Here is a 21,394-nt window from a genome sequence, read left to right on the forward strand (position 1 = left end):
AATTCTGAATTCTTTTTCAATATCTGTTAATTTTAATTACAAAGGCTGTCAACAGCAGCCTCAAGCGTAAGAGTTTCAGCCTGCTGCTGGTAGGTTTAGCTTTCAGAAAGCCAGAGACTAACTAGCCATTGGCTCAAAAATCCTTGAGCGTGCCTCTAATGCAGGATTTCTAACAGCAAAATATATATTTATTGTAGAAATTCAAAACATCATGAGTCGCAAGCAAGCCCAAGAAGAACTCTCTGAGGCAGAGCAAAAATACCGCACTCTGGTAGAACAAATTCCGGGCGTTGTTTATATTTTACCGATTAATAGCACTGCTCAAGAAGCTTATATTAGTCCGCAACTGCAACAATTGTTAGGCATTGCTCCCGAAGATTGGCATCACGGTTTTTTTAACAGTTGGTTAAATTACACTCATCCAGACGATCGCGATCGCTATTGGCAAGCTGTAAACACGACAATCACCACCGGAGAGCCTTTGAGGGTCGAGTATCGAATGATGAGGCGCGATGGTAGAACAATTTGGGTGCGGGATCAAGCTAATCTTGTTCTCTGTGCGGATGGACAAACTCAGGTACTTCAGGGTTTAGTGTTCGATATTAGCGAACGCAAACAGGCAGAAGCCGCATTGCAAGAGAGCGAAGCGCGTTATCGTGCCATCCTCGAAGATCAAACGGAACTGATTGCTAGAGGCTCACCAGATGGTATTGTTACCTTTGTTAATGAAGCTTTCTGTCGATTTTTTGGGCTGAAGCGAGAAGAGATTATTGCCCAACACTACGAACCTGTTGTCTTTGAGGAAGACCGGGAACGTGTGTTTAGTCTGGTAAATTCCATTAGTTCCGAAAATCCCGTGATTGCCATTGAAAATCGGGCCATAGCAAGCCTTGGCGTGCGGTGGACGCATTGGATTATTCGAGGCATATTTGATGATCAGGGTACTCTTGTAGAACTTCAATCTGTTGGGCGAGATATTACTGACCGCAAACAGGTAGAAGAAGCATTAAGTGAAAATGAGCAAAAATTCCGAGCGATTTTCAATCAAACCAATCAGTTTATCGGATTGCTTCAGCCCAATGGAATTGTATTAGAAGCTAACCAAACAGCACTGGACTTTGCTGGGATTACTCGAGAAGAAGTAGTCGGGAAGCCATTTTGGGAAGCAAAATGGTGGACAATTTCTTCAGAGACACAAGCACAATTAAAAACTGCGATCGCAGCTGCTGCTAATGGTGAATCTATTCGCTATGAAGTTGACGTTTTGGATCGAGACGATGGAGCGATCGCAATTGATTTTTCACTACGTCCCATATTCGATGAAACAGGGTGTGTAACATTACTTATTTCTGAGGGACGAGATATTAGTGAATATCAAGCCGCGCTGTGCGAACGTCAAAAAGCTGAAGAGGCATTGCGCTCAAGTCAAGACTTTCTCCAAAAGGTTGCTAATACCGTACCGCATATTTTGTATTTATTTGACCTCTTAAAAGGAACAAGCATTTATCTTAACCAAAAAAGTCTTAGTATTTTAGGCTACTCTCCAGAGGAATTTTGTAACGCAGATCCGCAGTGGTTCCTAAATTGCTTTCATCCAGACGACCAACACCTCTGCTATGACGTACCAAGTCGCTTCGTCAACCTTAGCGACAACGAAGTTCTTTCCACCGAATACCGATTCCGACACAAAAATGGGGAGTGGCTTTGGCTGAATACACGAGAAGTCGTATTTGCCAGAGATGCTAGCGGCACTCCAATACAGATTCTTGGCTCGGTAGAAGACATTAGCACTCGCAAACAAGCTGAAAAATTGCTGCGACAACAGGCAGAGGGGGAACGGCTAATTACTGAAGTAACTCAACAGATTCGGCAATCACTGAATTTGGAGGAGGTTCTGAATACAACAGTCAACAGTATTCGAGAGTGTTTGGGTTCAGATTCCGTAGCAATCTACCAGTTGGAATCTGACGGAAATGGCTATTTTGCGGCAGAATCGCTGAGTGATGACTACCCGCAGAGATTAGAGCAGACACTGCACCCATTTTCGAGAACACGAGATTTTAGCTACTATTATCAGGGATTACCCACAGTCCTGCATAATATTCAGGAGTCTGATCTTTCAGCCGATGTTTTTGAGTTATTACAACTCTATCAAATCAAGGCTGCGATGGTAGTACCGATTTTGAATGGGGAGCATCTGTGGGGTTTACTCATTGCTCATCAGTGTAGCGCACCTCGTTACTGGCAAGCATTTGAAGTTAATTTGTTGCAGCAGTTAGCCAGTCAGGTAGCGATCGCTATTCATCAATCAGTACTCTACCAGCAATTACAAGCTGCCAATGAAGAACTGCAAAGATTGGCCACGTTAGATGGCTTGACTCAAATAGCCAATCGTCGTCGATTCGATCAGTATCTTGAGAATGAGTGGCATCGACTCAAACGCGAGCAAATGCCGTTGTCTTTAATCTTGTTCGATGTCGATTTTTTTAAACGCTACAACGATACTTACGGGCATTTAGCAGGAGATGATTGTTTGCGGCAATTGGGGAGTGCGCTTAAAAGTGTTATTAAGCGTCCAGCCGATTTAGTAGCTCGTTATGGCGGCGAAGAATTTGCTGTGATTCTGCCTAATACAGAGATTGAAGGAGCAATTTCTGTAGCTCAAACTATTCGACAAGCAGTCTATGACTTGACCATTCCCCATGCTCAATCTAGTGTGTGCGATCACGTTACTGTCAGTCTAGGTGTTGCCAGCATTGTGCCAAATTCCGAAACTTCGCCGCAAGACTTGATTAATGCTGCGGACAAATCACTCTATATAGCCAAACAGCAAGGACGCGATCGAGTTCATACTGTTTGCGTCGTTACCCCTTCTTAAAGCCTGAGTTACAAAACGGGCACTCAAGTGTTTTAAATTACGAATTAGCATCATACATTGCTTCCTATCGATAGCACACAGTTGATAACCTTTGATAAGCTTTAACAAAATAACTGTTAAAAAATCTAAAAATTTAGTAAAAGTACTCACTGCATTCGCCAGACTTGTATTTTTAGGTAAATGTAGTTGTTTAGATATTTGTAAAGTGTCGGGGAGTCTAACAGATGAAGATATTGGTATTGAGTTGGGAGTTTCCGCCAAGGATTGTTGGGGGAATTGCGCGACATGTAGCGGAATTGTACCCGGAACTGGTAAAGCTAGGACATGAAGTCCATCTGATTACGGCGGAGTTTGGTCACGCATCGATGTATGAGGTGGTTGAAGGAGTAAAGGTACATCGGGTGCCAGTGGCACATAGTAACGACTTTTTCCACTGGGTAGTGAATCTCAACTTGAGTATGGGAGATCACGGTGGTAAGTTGATCTTGGAGGAAGGGCCCTTTGATTTAATTCATGCTCACGATTGGTTAGTTGGAGATGCTGCGATCGCTCTCAAGCATAATTTTAAAATACCACTAATTGCCACAATTCATGCTACAGAATACGGACGCTATAACGGTATTCACACAGAGGTTCAAGGCTATATAAATGGCAAAGAAACCTTGCTAGCTTATAATGCTTGGCGAATTATTGTTTGTAGCGACTATATGCGCCAAGAGGTAGAACGAGCATTGTACAGTCCTTGGGACAAAATCGATGTTATCTATAACGGTATCAGAGCCGAAAAGAAACAGCATCACGTAGATTTTCATGCACTAGATTTTCGCCGCCAATTTGCTACAGACAATGAGAAAATCGTTTACTACCTCGGTCGCATGACCTACGAAAAAGGTGTACCGATATTACTTAATGCTGCACCCAAAATCCTTTCGGAAATGGGAGGTAACGTTAAATTTGTCATCGTTGGTGGCGGCAATACTGACCATCTCAAGCGCCAAACCTGGGATTTGGGAATTTGGCATCATTGCTATTTTACAGGTTTTCTCTCTGATGATTACTTAGATAAATTCCAAACTGTTGCTGACTGTGCCGTTTTTCCTAGTCTTTACGAACCCTTTGGAATTGTAGCTTTAGAAAGCTTTGCTTCTCGCGTGCCTGTAGTGGTTTCCGATACAGGTGGTTTTCCCGAAGTAGTGCAACATACCAAAACAGGCATTGTTACTTGGGTGAACAATTCCGACTCTTTAGCTTGGGGAATTTTGGAAGTGTTGAAAAATCCAGGTTATCGACAATGGCTGGTGGATAACGCTTATGAGGATTTAGAGCGGCGGTTTAGCTGGCCGAAATTAGCTAGGCAAACTCAAGAAGTATATCAGCGAGTTGTGCAAGAGCGATCGCAAATTTCCTGGTAAGAGACTTCCAAGAAATAAATTATCCAAATAAACGAACCACAGAGACACAGAGAAGCCAGTGCGTTGGGCGGGTTCCCCGACTTGAAGCAACTGGCGCAACACAGAGGGAGAAGAGATAGAGAGAATTATTTGCGTTAGTTTTGGGATATTGTTTTATTTGGAAGTCCCTAAGAGACTTTTCACAGAGGCGATTTCTTCAATAAGTAGGACTTACGCCCAATAGAGCCTCAAACCCTTTGTAAAGGGGAAGGAACCGGATTTTTCATTTGCCTTTATTACTGCTCACGTCGCTTATATCTCAGTACTGAAGTGACTGAGCTTTACGCTTACCGCCAACCTTGTAACAATCAACACAATTACCTTTTGTTCCTAACTAATCGTGCTTTGAAGCGTCAGGCATAATTGCCTCCTGAAGATTTACGCCACTGAGGTTAGCTCCCCTTATGTCGGCTCCTCTCAGGTTGGCTCCTCTGAGATTTGCCCCTGCCAAATTTGCGCCTCTCAGGTTAGTCCAACTCAAGTCAGCTTGACTCAAGTCAGCTTGACTTAAGTTAGCCCGCAACAGGTAAGCACCACTGAAGCGAGCCTTATTCAAATTAGCTTTGTATAAGTCAGTTTTATAAAGATAAGCCCCCAATACTTCCGCTTCGTACAAGCTTGCTTCGCTGAGGTCAGCCTCAATCAAGTTAGCTTCAATCAGGTTGGCAAAAGATAGATTCGCCCGTATTAGCTTCGCTGCACCTAAATCAGCATCTCTCAAGTTAGCGCCTTTTAGGTCAGTTCCAATTAGATTAGCATGAGCGATCGCAGCGCCTCTCAAATTCGCCTCACTCAAATCGGCTCCAATCAAATTAGCCTGGCTCAAATCTGCCTGCGTAAGTATAGCACCACTCAAGTTAGCAACACTCAAGCTAGCATCACTCAAGTTAGCTTCAATGAGAAACGCTTTGCTGAGGTTGGCACTACTGAGGTCAGCACCACTGAGGTTTGCTCGCACCAGTAAAGCATTACCTAAATCTACCTTTCTCAAATTTACCCCCTGGAGGTTTGCGCCTCTGAGGTTATGCCCTTGCAGATTTGCAGCACTGAGGTCTGGTTCAATCTGAGGATTTCTCTTTCTCCATTCAATCCATGTCACTGCACCTGCTTTGAGTAAAGCTAGATGCTCTCGATTTGCCATTTTCTCTCCTTTACTCCTGACGACCACCTAGAGGATTTGCTCGGCCAGCTACACTTTCAATGGCCGTTAAAGCTCCCGCCGCACCTGCTAGAATATCCTGTTCTTGCCCACCTAAGTAAAGTCGTCCAAAGCTACCTACAGCTTGAACTTCAAGAATGTTAATCCTCGCCGCTTTCTCCGCTTCATTGGCAGCTAGTGCGGCGTAAGCAGCAGGTTCCACTTCTAATACATATAGTGTTTGTCCTGCTAGTAGTAGCTGTCCCCGGCGCGTGCGATTAATCAGTTGTGTTTGATAAGCATCGATGTTGCGGATAATCTGACTAGAAATAACACGCGGTTTCAGACATTCCTCTCTTTTGACTCCTAGTGCCGCCAAAATTGCTTGACCAGCAGCTCGCGTTTCACCTTGGGAGCTAGAATGAACTTCCAATAGTCCGTATAGTCGTTCAACTACCTGTACTCCCGGACGGACAGAGGCAGATTTCAGGGCTATATCCGTAATCTTATTGATTTCGATACCAGGAGAGATTTCAATCCACAGTGATGTATCCCCTGGTAATGGTAAGAAGCCTTGGGCTACTGTTCCCATATATGCTGCATGTTGAGGTTGCAGGTTGTCGAGAAATACGAAACTGCGTAGTTCTATTCCCAAGATTTTGCTCTCCAGTCATAAGGGTAAAAGTTATCTATTGCAAGATATGAGTGCCTAACTTGGGTAATTTTTGCCACAAGTGAAGCATGAAAAAATACAAAGTAGAAAAATTTTGCTGTCGATAAATTTTACACCTGAGAAGTATTCTGGCAGTAAAAACCGCCTTGATAATTGTACAAGCTTTATTACGCACAAATCGCTGCCTGCAATGTCTAAATCGGGCAATGCTTGTTTTGATTTACCGATCGAGTTAATGTGACAAAAAAAGTCTTTAGCTAAACTGAAGCGGGAAAAGTTCACTAAACTTTTCCCGCTATCTTCAAAATACTGCCAAAACCGCAGCCAATTAAATTGACAATGCTACTACTTGTCTATCGCATTAGTTATGAGTGGTAAATACGTTTGTAGTGAGGACTTTAGTCCTCAAATATTCAAGCACTAAAGTGCTTACTACAAACCTATCAAAACTTTTGCGATAGACAACTAGATTTGTTTTTCTGCGTTTAATAGAAAAACAAATCTATTTGTTTAGGGACTTCCAAAAAATAAATTATCCCAAATTATTTGTATGTACGCACAGTTGTGATATTCGGAGATGGGATGTTTTTTCGCTGTAAGTCCCTTATTCTGCCTCTGCCAGTATCCATCTGGAGTAAGCATCTTCGAGAAATCTGCTTTGACGACGAGTTCCTTTATGCTTGCTCACTCTGACTTTGAGGGTAGTTATGTACACTCCATCCATTACCTCATGCCCATAACCGAAAACTTGACCAATTTGCCCTGTTCTTTGATGCAAAGCATAATCCCCGATATGCAACATAATTCTGACTTCCTAATTAACTAGGTTGAGTAGTTTGTCGTTGGCTATTTGGGCGCGGCAAAATCACTCTGATGATATTAGTTCCGCGCACAAAGCTGTAAAAATTAAGCTGCAATTCGGAGTTGGGTATTGGGTGCAGTTTGAGCCAACAAACGAGTGTAAAGCTGAGTCAGTCGGAATCCGACACTGTACCAACTAAAGGCAATTTCTGTCCGTTGTCGAGCCGCTTCACCTAATTGGTCTCGCCAAGCTGGGTTGACAAGAATGCGGTCTATAGCAGCAGCAAAAGCTACTTCATCTTTAGGAGGTGCAAGTAATCCTGTAACTTCTGGTACAACAGTAAACTGTAGCCCACCAACATCACTAGCTACGACTGGTGTCTGACTAGCCATTGCCTCAATAGCAACTAAACCAAAAGGTTCATAGTGGCTAGGGACTACGCAGACATCAGCGGCGGCGTAGTAGAAGGGGAGAGCAGTTTCATCTAGGCGACCGGCAAAGGTTGTACAATTTTCTAATCCGAGTTCAGTCACGATGCTAGCAATGCGATCGCGTTCTATTCCATCACTCTGACCGGGACGGCTACCACCACCAATAACTAGCTGGAGGTTAGCTTCACCTCTTAAACTAGACTTGGCAACGGCTCTTACTAAGGTTTCAATTCCTTTGCGGCGGTCAAAACGACCAACATAGAGAACCATTTTGGCATCTGGGCCAATTCCCAACTTTTCTCGCGCCGCAGTTCGCTGAATTCCCCCAAATTTGTCAGTATCGGTGCCACAGGGAATCATTTCAATGTTTCCCTTGCTAGAAACAAGTACCCGCATGTGTTTCTGCTCTTGCGGACTGGTTGCAACTACACAGTCTATAGTTTCCAAGCAGGCTTTTTCTACAGCTAATCGCTGGGCTGCAATTACGGGAACATCACCAATACTTCTGTATTTAACGGCTCCTAAAGAGTGGTAAGTATGTACCTGAATCAGGGGTTGCTGCTTTTTCAATTCCATACCCACCCAAGATGATAACCAGTAGTTGGTATGAATTAAGGAGTAATGAAACCCTTGGCGCTGCTGAAATTTCTGGAATTCTTCGATGAATTCAGGTAAATGGTCGAACAAGTTATCTCGCCCGATAAACTCAGCTGGGCCAGCTTTTAACCGAATAGTACGACAGTTTGGGCTATGTTGAGCGATCGCAGATTGTTCAGGATTACTACGACGAGTGAACATATCCACTTGCCAACCCTGCTGGGCTAAGGCATAACCTACTTGACGCACATAAACATTTTGACCCCCAGCTTCTTCTTGACCAATTTCAACAGCAGGGTCGCCATCAACAGAAATTAGGGCAATGCGATGTTTCTTATTCTGGAACATAGCTGATTTTCACCTCAAGGCAAATAATCCTGCCTCAAACGCCAGAAATCAAGATATTATTATCCTCTCTCAAGGCCGAGGGCAGGCACAACGAACCGCAAAGTTACCAGCCAAAGGACACTGACGAGAACAAGGCATTACTTGTTAAGAATGCTGCTCGTTCAGTCTCTTCTCAATGCCGACGAAGTTAGCTGACGGGCTAGGACTGAGAGATGTCCTTCTTAAGAAAGTTATGAGTTGTGAGTTTAGTAACTTTTAACTCCTTACTATTAACTATTAACTTTCTTCAAAATACGCCCCAGGTTTGGTTCCTCCGCTCCGGTTTACCCTTTACAAATGTTTGTTGGGAATATAGTGGATTAGGCAGACTGATTTATTTTTCTTAAAGTTTTATAACCTTTAGTCATCAACTATGTCAACAGTATGAACAAAAAAATGGTGATGCTAATCACTTCAAAGCGCTTTGTAACTAGCTTTGAAGAATCAGACTGTAGGGGAAAGTTAGTGTTATTGAGAAGCTCTCAAAAAGATACTTACTGATGTTGATTGCTACATTTTCTTTAGTTTCTGGGAATGAAATAATTTTGAGAGTTTCCAAGAGTTAAATATAGCAATGGCGTACTATTTTGCTAAACCAAGCATCCAACCAGGAAAACCAGCAACGTCAAAATATCGATTTGAGCCAACAGCTTGATACTTCAGGATCATTTTTAATCCATTAGTGCTTGGTTGGGATGTCAAAGTATTAGATTTAAAAGTAACTTTTTTGACTCCTTTGACCAAAGATTCATGTAAAACACGACCCAATACGGTTCGGTTAAAGGGTAAAGGGAAAAGGTTTTGAATACATCCTTTCCCTTTTACCCAGACCACAAGGAAAGTGAAAAATGCTTATCCGAACTGTATTGAAACAAGACCTATAAGTTCTCCTTGATGGGGAATATTCAAATTTAAAATCTTAGCTAAGGTAATAGCCACATCAGCTTGTAGACCAGGTGGCATCATCTAAATTTGGCAATATCAATATTTATACTGGCTATGAAGATATCAACTCCTTGAAGTCTTATAAGTAAATTTTATTAGAGAATCGTAATATCTCTCTTTCATAAATGGTTTGAGAGGTACAAACCTTTACTATGTTATTGAGCCGAGTATCTCAGTTTTGGGAAAATATTTTTTAAAGAATCCGAAAAGCAGCAACATCAGTTTGGAGATTAAGTATAGGACTCCGATTTGATTTCTGAAAACATCCTGAGACTGAAAAGCCTATTTTATCAGGGTTTTATCTGAAATCTTGTTCAAAAATCAGATATGAGTCATATATACACCTATCAAAATGAGATGAACTCGTTGCTAAGTCATGGTTAATACAAATTTAAAACTGAGATTTAAACCCGTTTCTCACAGTTGGGTTGCTCTGCATCCACAGCCTAAAGGAGTAATTCAATTTATTGCAGGGGCTTTCTTTGGTACATTTGGCCCCATGCTTTTTTATCGCTATCTACTTCAGTCTTTATTTAATCAGGGATACACGATTATTCTTCTGCCGTTTAATTTTACTTTCAACCATTATGTAGAAGCTGGTTTTTTGATGAGAGAGCAGTATGAGATTTTGCCAGAGCTTGTAAGGATGGCAAGTGTTGAGAGATATGATTATGAAGCCTATCTAGATGATAAAAACTTTTCTTGGATTGGACATAGCCTTGGCTGTAAATATATTTCCCTCTTAGAAGGATTTACTGCTCTGCCAGATGATATTAAAAAAAGAGAAACTTTTATTCGGAATCTGCTATCTCATACTTCAGATAAGTCCCAAATAGAAAGTGTAATTAAAGATATTAACATTCTCGTTGAGGAACTTAAACGAAAAATTATAGAAGATCAGAAACTAATTTATAGTTACGTAGGTCGGGAAATTAAAATTAATAGTGTCTTTATTAGAGGGCAAGTTTCTATCCTCTTAGCTCCTGATATTAGCGATACAGCCAGCGCAATTCGCCCTCAATTTTTAGCCGATATCATCGATAATCTTGGTTGGGGTGTGAAACCAAACCCTGAAGAAACCAAGAATTTAATCAAGGATAGTGGGTTATTTAATATCATGGGTTTAGTCTGTTTTAAGTCTGATAATATTGCTAAGTTAACCTGTGAATGGTTTACTGATATTTTGAAAAGACCGCCTCAAAAATTTATCGAAACTTTAGACGGTGGGCATTTAAAACCTTTAGGTATTCAATTAGGTAATACTGTCATTAATCTTTTTGATAAACCTTTAATTGAGTCAGTTCAAGATCGAAATAGAGACTTTGAGCATCATGTAATTGAATTACTTGAGGCACTCAAAGAAGAATCAAAATAATGGGCATTGGGCATTGGGAATTGGGAATTGGGAATTGGGAATTGGACATTGGGCAAAACAGTTCCGTTAGCGATAGCGGGGCGTTTAGCCCGTGAAGAGTTAGGAGTTACGAATTCTACCCCTGCTCCCCCTGCTCCCCTGCTTCTTCCCCATTCCCTAATGCTTTTTCATCACAATCCCAATTCTTCAGGAAAGCCCAGCATGATGTTTAGGTTTTGGATTGCGGCTCCTGATGCGCCTTTGCCCAAGTTGTCGAGACGAGCAACTAGCAATGCTTCTTTGGTGGTGTCATTGGCGAATACAAAAACCTGAACAATATTAGTGCCGTTCACTGCAATCGCATCCAAAAATATTCCGTCTCGCAGCAGAGTAGAATCTTGGAATGGAGCAACCTGCACAAACTTTTCACCTTGGTAGTAATCAGCGATCGCTTCATAGATTACCTCACCTGATGGTGGATTATCCAAAGTTCCTAACGGCAAAGGCACTTGAACTAGCATCCCTTGCTCAAAATCCCCTACTGAAGGGACAAATAGTGGCGGCGATGCTAACCCTGAATAATAATGCATTTCCTTGACGTGCTTATGTCCAAACTGCAAACCGTAGATTCCATAAGGATATAGTGACTCACCCCCGGCTTGCTGTTCATGGAAGGTATGGTATTGTTTGATAAGATTCTTTCCGCCACCTGAGTAACCTGATACTGCATTCACGGTGATGGGAAAATTATTTTTTAAAAGTCCCTTAGCAATCAACGGACGGATACAGGCTAAAAATCCTGTGGGATAACAACCTGGATTGCTGACAAACTGAGCGCTGGCGATTTTCTCTCGCTGTCCTGGATTGAGTTCGGGGAACCCATATATCCAGCCATTAGCTGTCCGATGGGCACTACTAGCATCAAGGATTTTAACCGTAGTACTACTTACTAAGCTAACAGCTTCGCGGGCTGCATCATCAGGTAGGCAGAGAATAATAACATCAACGGCATTGATTAGTTTAGCTCGCTCATTTGCATCTTTACGTTTAGATGTCTCAATGCTAACTAACTCGATATCATCCCGTTGATTAAGACGTGAATAAATTTGTAAGCCTGTGGTTCCTGATTCGCCATCAATGAAAATCTTAGGTTTAGTAATCATGCGGGGAGTATCCTTAGATGTCAGTAGTATTTTAAAACAGCTATTAGTTATCAAAGTTTAAGATGGGAATTTACACCCCAAATCAAACTTACCACGCAATAGTTCTGGGGAACTCTGACTCGCAACTGTTTACTCTGCACTTTCTGAAGGATCTTCAAAAAGGCTTTAAATGTCTCTTCTCCTATGCAGAAAACGGATGGTTTCAATCCTTTAATTTATAAAGTGGTAAAAAATTAGATAATTACCGACTGAAAAACTCCGCAGACTTGGCATTAAGAAGTCACACTTTCTTCCCATACTTGGGCTTTACACCAGTATTTTATCGCTTTCTATCTTTTGCGATCGCACGTATGAGTACCACCTCAACTTGGCGTATTCTTCATCTTCACCAGGAATAATTTCCCAAAAGCCTTGTTAATGCAAGGCTTTCAGCTTACCAAGCGTGCCATTCAACCCTTTGATGATCTGTTTCCAAGTTCTACTTTGCCCTCATCCTACTGCTAAATACACCTGGACAATACCTGACTTATTCTCCCCATCTCTCAGTACAATCGCGGTTTACAGTATTTATTCCAAATTGTTGGAGTGTAAATTGCTAAAAACCTTGCAGATTCATAACTTGAGATTTTTTACAAAAATATTTTCCAATTGATGATTTAAGTGCGGCATCTGGGAACAATCTATGGAACTCAGATTTTTGTTCGGTACTTAGCACTTACTAAGCGCTTAAGAAAAGAACATAAACCTGTTTAAAATACTGTCCCAGTTTACCAAAATCACCCGTGAGTAAAAAACTAGAAAATTTAAAAGTATTTATCCTATTTTAGAGAAACAATACCCGAAATAATCTGAACTAAAACAGTAATAAATAACACAGGTATTTATCGCTCTTTCAACTGAGATATAGATTTCTCATAGCTTTATTTTCCCAATTTTTAACACTCTAAATGCGGATTTTTCAAGCCGGATTTTGGTATGGAATAAAAACTTACCTACACTTGCAGTATCTATAAAAATGCCTAACTCTAAAATTCAAAAAGACCTTCGTCATAACTTGACCGTCAATGTTGTTGAAAGTGCATTTTTTGGTTTAGGAGCTGGTTTTGCCTCCTATATCACGATTATCCCTCTATTTGTTAGTGGTTTTACAAATTCTGCATTGCTCATCGGTCTGATCCCAGCTATTCCGCGTTTAGGTTGGCAACTACCTCAGCTATTAACAGCTGATAGAATAGCTCGATTACAGTATTACAAACCAACTGTAATGTGGTTGACAATTCACCAAAAACTTCCTTTTTTAGGATTAGCACTAGTTGCTTTATTAGAGCTACAACTCAATCACCAAACTATCTTATATTTGACATTCGCCATCCTCATTTGGCAGGGACTAGGTAGCGGATTTAGCGCTCCTGCTTGGCAAAGTATGGTTGCTAAAATTGTTCCATCGGGAAGGCTTGGCATTTTTTACGGTGCTTTAGCTGCGGCTGCTAATCTGATGAGTATCATTGGTGCTTTGAGTGCTGGTTTACTACTCAAGCAAATTGCCCAGCCATTTAACTTTGTTCTCTGTTTTTTGTGTGCCAGCGTTGCGATGGCTCTATCTTGGTTTTTTATGTCTAGGACGCGAGAGCCAGTAAACAACTCATTATCGACCATTGAAACTAGACGTGAATTTTGGGACAGTCTTAATGTGATTCTCCGGTGCGATAAGAATTTCCGTTACTTTGCGATCGCACGTATGCTTTCACAATTAGCCCTAATGCCACTTCCCTTTTATACACTTTATGCCGTACACCATCAAGGTATGGGAGAAGCATCTATTGGGTTAATTACTGGCGTGCTGATGGGAACGCAAACTATTGCTGGATTGGTTTTGGGTTGGGTAGGCGATCGCTGGGGTAACAAGTTGGTCTTGGAAGTTGGTTCTGTTGTTTGTGCTTTCAGCGCGATTCTAGCTGGGCTAGCAACAAATGTAAACTGTTTTTACTTGGTATTTATAGGAGCGGGAATAGGTATGAGCGCTCTGCAAAATATTGCTGCGGTAATGACCTTAGAGTTTGGTAATCAGCGTCAACGACCAGCCTATATTGGTCTTGGTAATACCCTTGTTGCCCCTGCTACAATGCTTGCTCCCCTTTTAGGTGGATGGATAGTGGATAATATTGACTATAGAACTGCTTTCTTGGTGGCAGCTATAGGTGGATTAGTTACAGCACTAGTTTTGCACGTAGGAGTGCGCGATCCACGTTATCTGGAACAAAATTTTAATAACCATTCAGTTGAAGTTTTGCCTGAGCAGTAAGCATTTACTCCTCCCAAGCCAGAGTGCGTTTCACTGCTTTTTGCCAAGTATCAAAGTTAGATAATGGCTTATCGCTCCTCGGTTCAAACACACGCTCAATTTGCCGTTGCTGCACCAGCGCTTCGTAGCTCTCCCAAAATCCTATAGCTAAACCTGCTGCAAATGCTGCACCCTGAACGGTCGTATCGCGCATTATCGGCCGTTCAACTGGAATACCTAATACATCAGCCTGGAATTGCATCAAGAAATTATTCTCGCAAGCACCACCATCTACGGTTAATCGACCAACGGGAGTACTGCTAGATGAATTAATCGCCTGTACTACTTCCAGAACTTGATATGCGATCGCTTCCAACACGGCGCGTACTAGATGCTCTGGTTGAACACTGGCGGTAATGCCGAAAAAAGCTCCCCTAGCACTCATATCCCAATATGGTGCGCCCAGTCCACTAAATGCAGGCACAAAGTAGACTCCGCCATTATCTTTCACCTGATTTGCCATCGTTTCACTTTCAGCAGCAGTTTTAATCAGCTTGAGGCGATCGCGCAACCATTGAATACAAGCTCCACTGGTAAACATACTACCTTCTAAGGCATAACCTACATCCAATGCTCCGCTTGGATTTGCTTGTGTCCATGCCACCGTAGAAATAAGTTGATCGTGCGATCGCACAATTCGATTGCCTGTGTGAGCTACCAAAAAGCTACCAGTTCCGTAAGTACATTTCATCAAACCGGGGCGATCGCAACCATGACCAAATAAAGCCGCTTGTTGATCCCCCAATATCGCAGTAATCGGAATTTCAGCGCCCAACAAAGTTGCATCAGTAACTCCAAATACTCCTAAACTCGGCTGAATCTGGGGCAAAATATGAGCCGGAATTTGAAACAGATTTAGTAGATTTTCATCCCAATCACAGGTTTTGAGATTCATCAACATTGTCCGGCTGGCGTTGCTGTGGTCAGTAGCATGGACTTTCCCGCCTGTGAGGTTCCATAGTACCCAGGTATCAATAGTGCCTGCTAAGACATTGTTTAGATCAACATCCGTAAACTTATCTAATAGCCACCTAAGTTTTGTAGCAGAAAAATAGGCATCAATGATTAATCCGGTGCGATCGTAAATTTCATCAGCATAGCCTTGCTCTTTTAACTCGTGACAAAGGGGAGCAGTGCGACGATCTTGCCAAACGATCGCTCTATGGAGTGGTTTACCAGTAGTTTTGTCCCAAATCAAGCAGGTTTCACGCTGTACAGTTAGTCCTAATGCTGCGATCGTAGATGGAGAAATCTGGGCATTCTTAATGGCGGTTTCTATCACCCAACAGGTATCTTGCCAAATTTGTTGAGGGTCATGTTCTAACCATCCAGGCTGAGGATAATACTGAGTTAGTTCTTTGTATGCCTGCCCAACAATCTTACCGTCTGCGTTAAACACAAAGGCGCGGTTGCCTGTTGTACCTAAGTCCAGTGCTAAGATGTAGCCCGATGATAAAGTTGTGTTGCCAAGTGTGTGCATAGCTGCTTTGACATACTGCGTAGGTGTAGCCCAACCTAGGCATAGTGATTTTAGAAATGCGTATTAAATCACATATACATTATTTTGTGTACATTTAGGTCATCTTTTCTCACCAGATCCCCATCTGTAATTAATGGAAATCTCTCAAGATAATGTGTTTTTTTGAATCAAAACTGATAATACCTTCTTCTTGTAATTTGCCCATCAATCGTGTAATTGTTACCCTGGTAGTACAACAGGTGCTAGCAATATCTTCGTGAGTAAAGCGAACACTTAGGCGAGTTCCCTCCGGCACAGTTTCACCCACTTCTCGTTTCAAAAGTTCTAATAGATAGTGCAAGCGCTCTTGTACTCGTCGCCTTCCAGAAATAGCTAAAAAAGATTCTGTTTGCCGTAACCTCTGATTGATTTTTGGTAAAAGCGTATGGCTCAGATTTGGAGAAGCCTCTATCTCTGCCGCATAAATTGATACTAATTTTACATCAGATAAAGCTGTTGCTTGGTAGATATTTAAAGAAGTCAAACTAGAGCCAAAAACCATTCCTGCTGTTGCCAATCCTATCAACACTTCTTCACCCGTTTCACAGTAAGTATTGAGTTTGACCAAACCCTGAGAAACATACCAAATTACTAGTGGATTGAGTGGAATAGTTTCTCCTTTGGAATGTTTATGCACTTGACGATCGTTGAACAAATCGCCGTCATTATTGACTATTCCTGATTCTAAATACTGACGGTCACTAATATTACGCATTATCCAACGCAGAGAGATTGCCTTACCTTGCTGATTGCGGACAACTGTCACTGTCAAAGCTGCATCAAAAAACTCACCATGACGTTTTTGCAAGCGTACCAATAACTCTTTAACTCTGTCTGATTCAGATAACTGGATGAGTTCGCAGCGAACCTGTTGACGTTCTCCTAGAGGAACAAAGTTCATCATTGGTTTACCCACCAAAAAATGCTTTGAAACATTGAGCAACCTCGCTGCGGTATGGTTAGCTTCTTGAATCATTCCTTCTGTATTAGTTACTAAATAGCCGTCCGGCGCAAACTCAAATAAGTCTTGATAATGTTGGCGTTCTGCTTCTAGCCTATTTCGTGTTTCTAATAGTTCCTCATTTTGCTGATACAGTTCTTGTGCCGCTAACTGTACTATCTTTAAGGTGTTATAGAGTTCCTTTAAAGCTTGCGGCAGTAGATCCGTTGGAATCCAAGGTAATACACTAGCAGTTTGGTATAAATCTGCTAAACGCTTGTGCAATATTTCTGTACGTTGGATAAATTTTTCTATGTTCACCTTAAATTGCCGCTACTTATTTGCAGAGGTTGAGCAAAAAAAATCTATTAGTAAGAAATTATAGAGTGTCTATTGATACTTGCAAACATTTGAATACTTTGATACAATTAAGCTTACGGTATTTTGCTAGTTATTACGTCTACCTTTGGTGGGACAATTCGGTAAAATCATCCAATAAGAGAGCCTAACTTGCTGACCTCAAATTAGGCTCATTTATAATCAAGCTAATAAGCCAGTAAAAATTAGGACTAGTATACAAACTTAGATAAGACAGCATAACCAGAAAAACCCCGTTCTCAAACTGAATTTTTCACTATTGTTTAAGCCACTTTGTCATTCCCCCAATGAATGATTTAGTGTTAATGATAATTGTTTTCAATATTACCTAGAATAACTGATAATATTTTCCCCAACTTCCATCACAAGAATCAAGCTACTACTACCAAAGACATATAATCTAAGTTAAGTTTGTTTGTGCTTATAAATACATTTATTGATAACAAATTTCACAACAAGATTTCCAACTTCTGTAAAAAGTAGGGAATCAAAGTCTTTCGATCTTAAAATCAATTATAGAATTCTTTAGCACAGGGCAAAGGAAAACTGAAGTTTGCCAGTCATATAAAATACCAAACGGAATTCTAATTACTTAATTCTGTTTGGTAAATTAAAAATAGGCGTATAGGAAATCACATAACAACTTAACAATTATCCGCCTCTTTAGTTAGAGGATAAATGAAGCTGTCAGCTGATGTAATTTAACAATGCGTAACAGCTAATCAACGCGCAAGTTATGAGGAGTGATGGGTGAGGTGTCAATACTATAAAATCTCGTCACTCCCTTTTATTTGCTTCAATTTACAGCGCTTTTCAAGTAATTGAACTGCACTGTCCGATTCTCAACTCCTCGTCTCAGTTGTGGTGTAAATACCTAAAATATGCTGTATTAACTTAACGGATGCCATCATTATCAATAGCGCTGTAGCTATCGCTGGGGAAAAGCCCTAACCAGGGGTCAGAACTAGGAGTTAAAAAAAGTTGGGCGTATACTTGCTCATTTAGGGCTTCCACACTGCTTGTTTGCTTTGCTTGCATAAACCATTGATGAATTTGGCTGTGTAGCATATATTCATTTCTGACTGTATCTAAAGCCATCGTGGTTTCAAATTTTTTCACTATTATCGGCAAATTATCTTCTTTCGTGTTGACAGGCTGAGACTTTTTAGCTCTGATTAAAGAGATGCTATTTTGATCTAGCTTGACATCGGTGGCATAGAGTTGAGCAATTTTGTTCCAAACTTCCTGGTCGGTAATTTCAGCTAAAGCATTTTGATTCCGTTCAACATCAGACTGAAAAGCAATCAGCATTGGCGTTTCAACTCTCATCTTAGAAACTGCTAGAGAACTTGCTCTTTCTGCTGTAGGTGGCTGACTGGGATTGCTCGGAACTTTCACCAACTTAGGGGGAGACTTAATACCCAGGCGAGATAAATCTGCAACCCATTGGGCTTGGATAGAGTTTAGACGCTCGCTGTGGTATTTTCTTAAAAAAGCCTCGCGATCGCTTTTTGCAAGTTTACTATAATCTTTTACCGCTACTTCAGCCTGCTTTAACTGAAGTAAAAATGCTTTGGGACTATATAATCCTGGAATTGCGTCGATTGGACGACCCGATGCATCTAATATATAGTGAATGCTATTGCCTGTAATTGTCCGCTCCAACTTGCGTCCATCGCCAAAATCAATAGTTACTTTAGGTACAGGGCGCACCGATTGCCAGTGCAAGATAAAGTGGTCTTGAAGCAGCTTAGAAATTTCACTATTAGGATACAGTGCTACCCTGAAAAACCTACTATTGGCACAACTCAAATCCTGATCCAGTCTGCCCAGCAACCGCAGAGATAAAATAGGTTTACCACTAGTTCTAGCAGCAGCTTTGGCTTGTTCTATATCAGTGTACCAGTACAGACGAGAGGCATAACAATCTCGTTGTTGACAGAGTTCATCTAAAGCTACCCGGAGTGCAGATGAAGGTAGAACCGCATCTGAAGAATTAATATTTAACTTATTCGCATGAGATTTGAGAAATAGTTGTAACCCGCTTGGGCCTTGTTTCCGAAGTACAGAAACTTCTTGAGATAGCTTGGAAATTTCAGCTACAGGAGTTTGAGCATCAGCTGTCTGCAAAAAACTGAAGCTGACTAGCATGAGTGCGAAAGGATATTTGAAGGTTCTAAATTTCATATATTTTCAGAAAAATAGGGGCGTGGGTATTGCTATTCCTAACTAGAGAAGTCTAGTCTAACTTGTAAGAATCCCCAGATGCTCTGAAAGTTTCAGATGGGATCGTAAAGCTTAAAATATCGACATAAGCTCAAAAAAATCTCACTTGATTGTTGGCTGGTGAACGGGATGCGTCTTTAGGGTGTATGGAGATAAACAAATAGTATCTATTACTGAACGTATACACGTATTTATTTACATAAGCTACTTCATAAAGCTCAGGTTTTATTAAAAGTTCATATACTTTCTGCTTTAGTTACTTAAATATGCGAGTTAAGAGTTGATCTCCTATAAACTAGCTTTATTAAAAAATCAGTAGTATTCCTCTTTTATTAATAGGTGAAATACAACTAAAGTATAAATGGTTGTGCTGGCTTAGTTGATGAACAAAAACGTCAGCTATTTCAGGTGTATCTATTTGCTATCTCTCTAACAGACTGATTCAGCAGTCTTGAAATAGCCATTCTCTTTTTATTAAAGAGAAATCTACATCACCCTTAATTTATAGGGTATTTAACTCGGTACGCTTAAGCTTTTTCAGATAATTAATTTGCTAGTAAGTGCTAGTACTCATTCACTTATGAAACCCCAAAATCAGGTTTTATAGGACAACATTTCCATGATTTACATCCTATAGCTACGGTTTATTTATAACTAGGAGCAAGCACAACTCCTTGAAAATTTTAATATTTACCAACCCATTTTGCAAATCTCCATGCAACAATATTTTTCTCATTTACTCATACTGGCATTAGGAACAACTTCGACTTTGATGATTACTCCATGTCAAGGTCAAACTCCGGTAAAGCCCAACAATCAAAATACTGAGAATATTAGTTCTGTATCTTCAAATTCACCTTTGGCTATTCCATTGAGTGATTCTCCCAATTCTACTAATAACAAACCAACTATTCTCTCTGAGGTAAGCAATAACTCTTCTGCTGTTAATGCAAATATAGCTGCAACGAAGCCAAAGCCACGGCTTCCTATATTCAGCAGAATTTTTCCCACACCTTCGATGCAGCAATAATCAACGGCTAATATTTACAGGACGTTCAAATTTATTGAGTGAAAATATGACTCCAGCAACAGAGATTCTAATTGTTCTCTTTTGCTGGGGTGAGAAGCATCTCATCAATAGCGGTTCTCGTTTGTATGCAATATACCCTGACTACACTTCCATTTCCCTCTTCTAAAAGAAGAGAAGATTTGAGTGTTATCCCTCAACATAACAAGGTTGGGGCTATGGTCTATATTGAACTCAACTGAGAACCGCTATATATGTTAGGCATACCCTACTTTCCAACATATCTGCATACGCATCAATCAGCTAGTATTGCATGGATAGCCTAGATAAGGTTTGAAAAATAGCTTCTTTTATACTAAATTTGCTCGATTTGGATCTCACAGTCTGCTCCCACAGTAATTATGCTATTTTCTGGAAAAGCATTCCAGTTACCTATAAATAGAGGTTCAGACGCAATAATTACAGAATTTGAAAAAGTCGGATCGTCTCGAATCCAATAAAGAGATGGAGCCGGAGAAGTTGTAGCAAATCGAGAAGCTATTAGGCGATGCCCGTCACTAAAGATTACATTGATTGAGGCTTCTACTTGATAGCGCTTTGCCATCTCTAATAGTGTTAATAATGTAGTACGTAAAGCATACTCTGGAGGCCGATGTTTGTTAATTTGACTTTGTGAAAGTAACAATGCAAAAATGTGTTCAGAGTCAGTATTACCATTAATTTTTTCGTAAAAATCTTGAGTCAAAGTGCTGCGGATTTTTCTGTGTAATGTTTTGTGGAAATTTTCAATCCTTCCATTGTGAATAAATAGCTGTTGTTGATGTTTAAAGGGCTGACAATTAGCAAAATCTACGGCTTGTTCGGATGTAGCACTGCGGACATAAGCAAGCACACACTTGGATTCAATGTAACGGCTGAGACTGGGTAAGTTTATATCATTCCAAATAGGTAGGGTATTTTTGTAGGTAAATGGTTCGATATCTTTTTGGCTATGATACCAACCCACACCAAAACCATCTGCATTTACTACCCCAGAAGTCATTTCGCGGGGTTTATAACCCTGAACTATGAGTGAGTGTTCTGGTTTATACAAAAGATGCTCTAAAGAAACAGGCGAACCAAGGTAAGCAAGTAAACGGCACAT

Annotated in this window: 14 protein-coding genes and 1 riboswitch; of the genes, 5 read left to right on the forward strand and 9 right to left on the reverse strand. The window is 40.8% G+C overall.

Annotated elements, in window-relative coordinates; genetic code table 11:
- Window positions 1–211 precede the first annotated feature (211 nt).
- Together FD724_RS29765 and FD724_RS29770 are read left to right on the forward strand one after the other, a co-directional pair.
- On the forward strand, window positions 212–2,878 hold the full coding sequence (locus FD724_RS29765; protein WP_179075099.1) for a PAS domain S-box protein: 2,667 nt from the start codon (window positions 212–214) through the stop codon (window positions 2,876–2,878).
- A 224-nt stretch (window positions 2,879–3,102) separates the two neighbouring features.
- Window positions 3,103–4,290, forward strand: a complete 1,188-nt coding sequence (locus tag FD724_RS29770) for a glycosyltransferase family 4 protein (protein ID WP_179075100.1) — start codon at window positions 3,103–3,105, stop codon at window positions 4,288–4,290.
- A 373-nt stretch (window positions 4,291–4,663) separates the two neighbouring features.
- Here the strand turns inward: FD724_RS29770 and FD724_RS29775 are convergent, their stop codons facing one another.
- The 4 genes from FD724_RS29775 to FD724_RS29790 form a co-directional block, all read right to left on the reverse strand.
- The gene (locus FD724_RS29775; protein WP_179075101.1) at window positions 4,664–5,470 is read right to left on the reverse strand and encodes a pentapeptide repeat-containing protein; all 807 of its coding nucleotides are present in this window, start codon (window positions 5,468–5,470) and stop codon (window positions 4,664–4,666) included.
- Window positions 5,471–5,480: 10 nt separating this feature from the next.
- Window positions 5,481–6,122 (reverse strand): microcompartments protein, encoded by a 642-nt coding sequence (locus FD724_RS29780; RefSeq protein ID WP_012408263.1) that lies wholly within the window; start codon window positions 6,120–6,122, stop codon window positions 5,481–5,483.
- A 622-nt stretch (window positions 6,123–6,744) separates the two neighbouring features.
- Window positions 6,745–6,942, reverse strand: coding sequence for a hypothetical protein (locus FD724_RS29785; protein WP_179075102.1), 198 nt, complete (start codon window positions 6,940–6,942; stop codon window positions 6,745–6,747).
- 104 nt (window positions 6,943–7,046) lie between these two features.
- Entirely contained in the window at window positions 7,047–8,318 is a 1,272-nt protein-coding gene (locus FD724_RS29790; protein ID WP_179075103.1) for a glycosyltransferase, read from the reverse strand.
- A 161-nt stretch (window positions 8,319–8,479) separates the two neighbouring features.
- Window positions 8,480–8,694: riboswitch (cyclic di-AMP (ydaO/yuaA leader) on the reverse strand.
- A gap of 984 nt (window positions 8,695–9,678) precedes the next feature.
- On the opposite strand from FD724_RS29790, the gene FD724_RS29795 reads away from it, so the two are divergent.
- Complete coding sequence (locus FD724_RS29795) at window positions 9,679–10,677, forward strand: DUF1350 family protein (protein WP_179075104.1); 999 nt, start codon at window positions 9,679–9,681, stop codon at window positions 10,675–10,677.
- Between the two features lie 170 nt (window positions 10,678–10,847).
- Here FD724_RS29795 and argC read toward each other — a convergent pair whose 3' ends face one another.
- Complete coding sequence (argC, locus tag FD724_RS29800; RefSeq protein WP_179075672.1) at window positions 10,848–11,816, reverse strand: N-acetyl-gamma-glutamyl-phosphate reductase; 969 nt, start codon at window positions 11,814–11,816, stop codon at window positions 10,848–10,850.
- 1,018 nt (window positions 11,817–12,834) lie between these two features.
- On the opposite strand from argC, the gene FD724_RS29805 reads away from it, so the two are divergent.
- Complete coding sequence (locus FD724_RS29805; protein WP_179075105.1) at window positions 12,835–14,121, forward strand: MFS transporter; 1,287 nt, start codon at window positions 12,835–12,837, stop codon at window positions 14,119–14,121.
- Window positions 14,122–14,125: 4 nt separating this feature from the next.
- Here the strand turns inward: FD724_RS29805 and glpK are convergent, their stop codons facing one another.
- The 3 genes from glpK to FD724_RS29820 all read right to left on the reverse strand — a co-directional run bounded on the left by glpK (window position 14,126) and on the right by FD724_RS29820 (window position 19,184).
- The gene (gene glpK, locus FD724_RS29810; RefSeq protein WP_179075106.1) at window positions 14,126–15,640 is read right to left on the reverse strand and encodes a glycerol kinase GlpK; all 1,515 of its coding nucleotides are present in this window, start codon (window positions 15,638–15,640) and stop codon (window positions 14,126–14,128) included.
- Between the two features lie 130 nt (window positions 15,641–15,770).
- Complete coding sequence (locus FD724_RS29815) at window positions 15,771–16,940, reverse strand: PAS domain-containing protein (RefSeq protein WP_179075107.1); 1,170 nt, start codon at window positions 16,938–16,940, stop codon at window positions 15,771–15,773.
- 951 nt (window positions 16,941–17,891) lie between these two features.
- Entirely contained in the window at window positions 17,892–19,184 is a 1,293-nt protein-coding gene (locus FD724_RS29820) for a hypothetical protein (protein ID WP_179075108.1), read from the reverse strand.
- A 754-nt stretch (window positions 19,185–19,938) separates the two neighbouring features.
- On the opposite strand from FD724_RS29820, the gene FD724_RS29825 reads away from it, so the two are divergent.
- Window positions 19,939–20,253, forward strand: a complete 315-nt coding sequence (locus tag FD724_RS29825) for a hypothetical protein (RefSeq protein WP_179075109.1) — start codon at window positions 19,939–19,941, stop codon at window positions 20,251–20,253.
- A gap of 352 nt (window positions 20,254–20,605) precedes the next feature.
- Here the strand turns inward: FD724_RS29825 and egtC are convergent, their stop codons facing one another.
- Window positions 20,606–21,394, reverse strand: coding sequence for an ergothioneine biosynthesis protein EgtC (egtC, locus tag FD724_RS29830; RefSeq protein WP_179075110.1), 789 nt, complete (start codon window positions 21,392–21,394; stop codon window positions 20,606–20,608).

Source organism: Nostoc sp. C057 (genome assembly GCF_013393925.1).
In the GTDB taxonomy this organism is placed as follows: domain Bacteria; phylum Cyanobacteriota; class Cyanobacteriia; order Cyanobacteriales; family Nostocaceae; genus Nostoc; species Nostoc muscorum_A.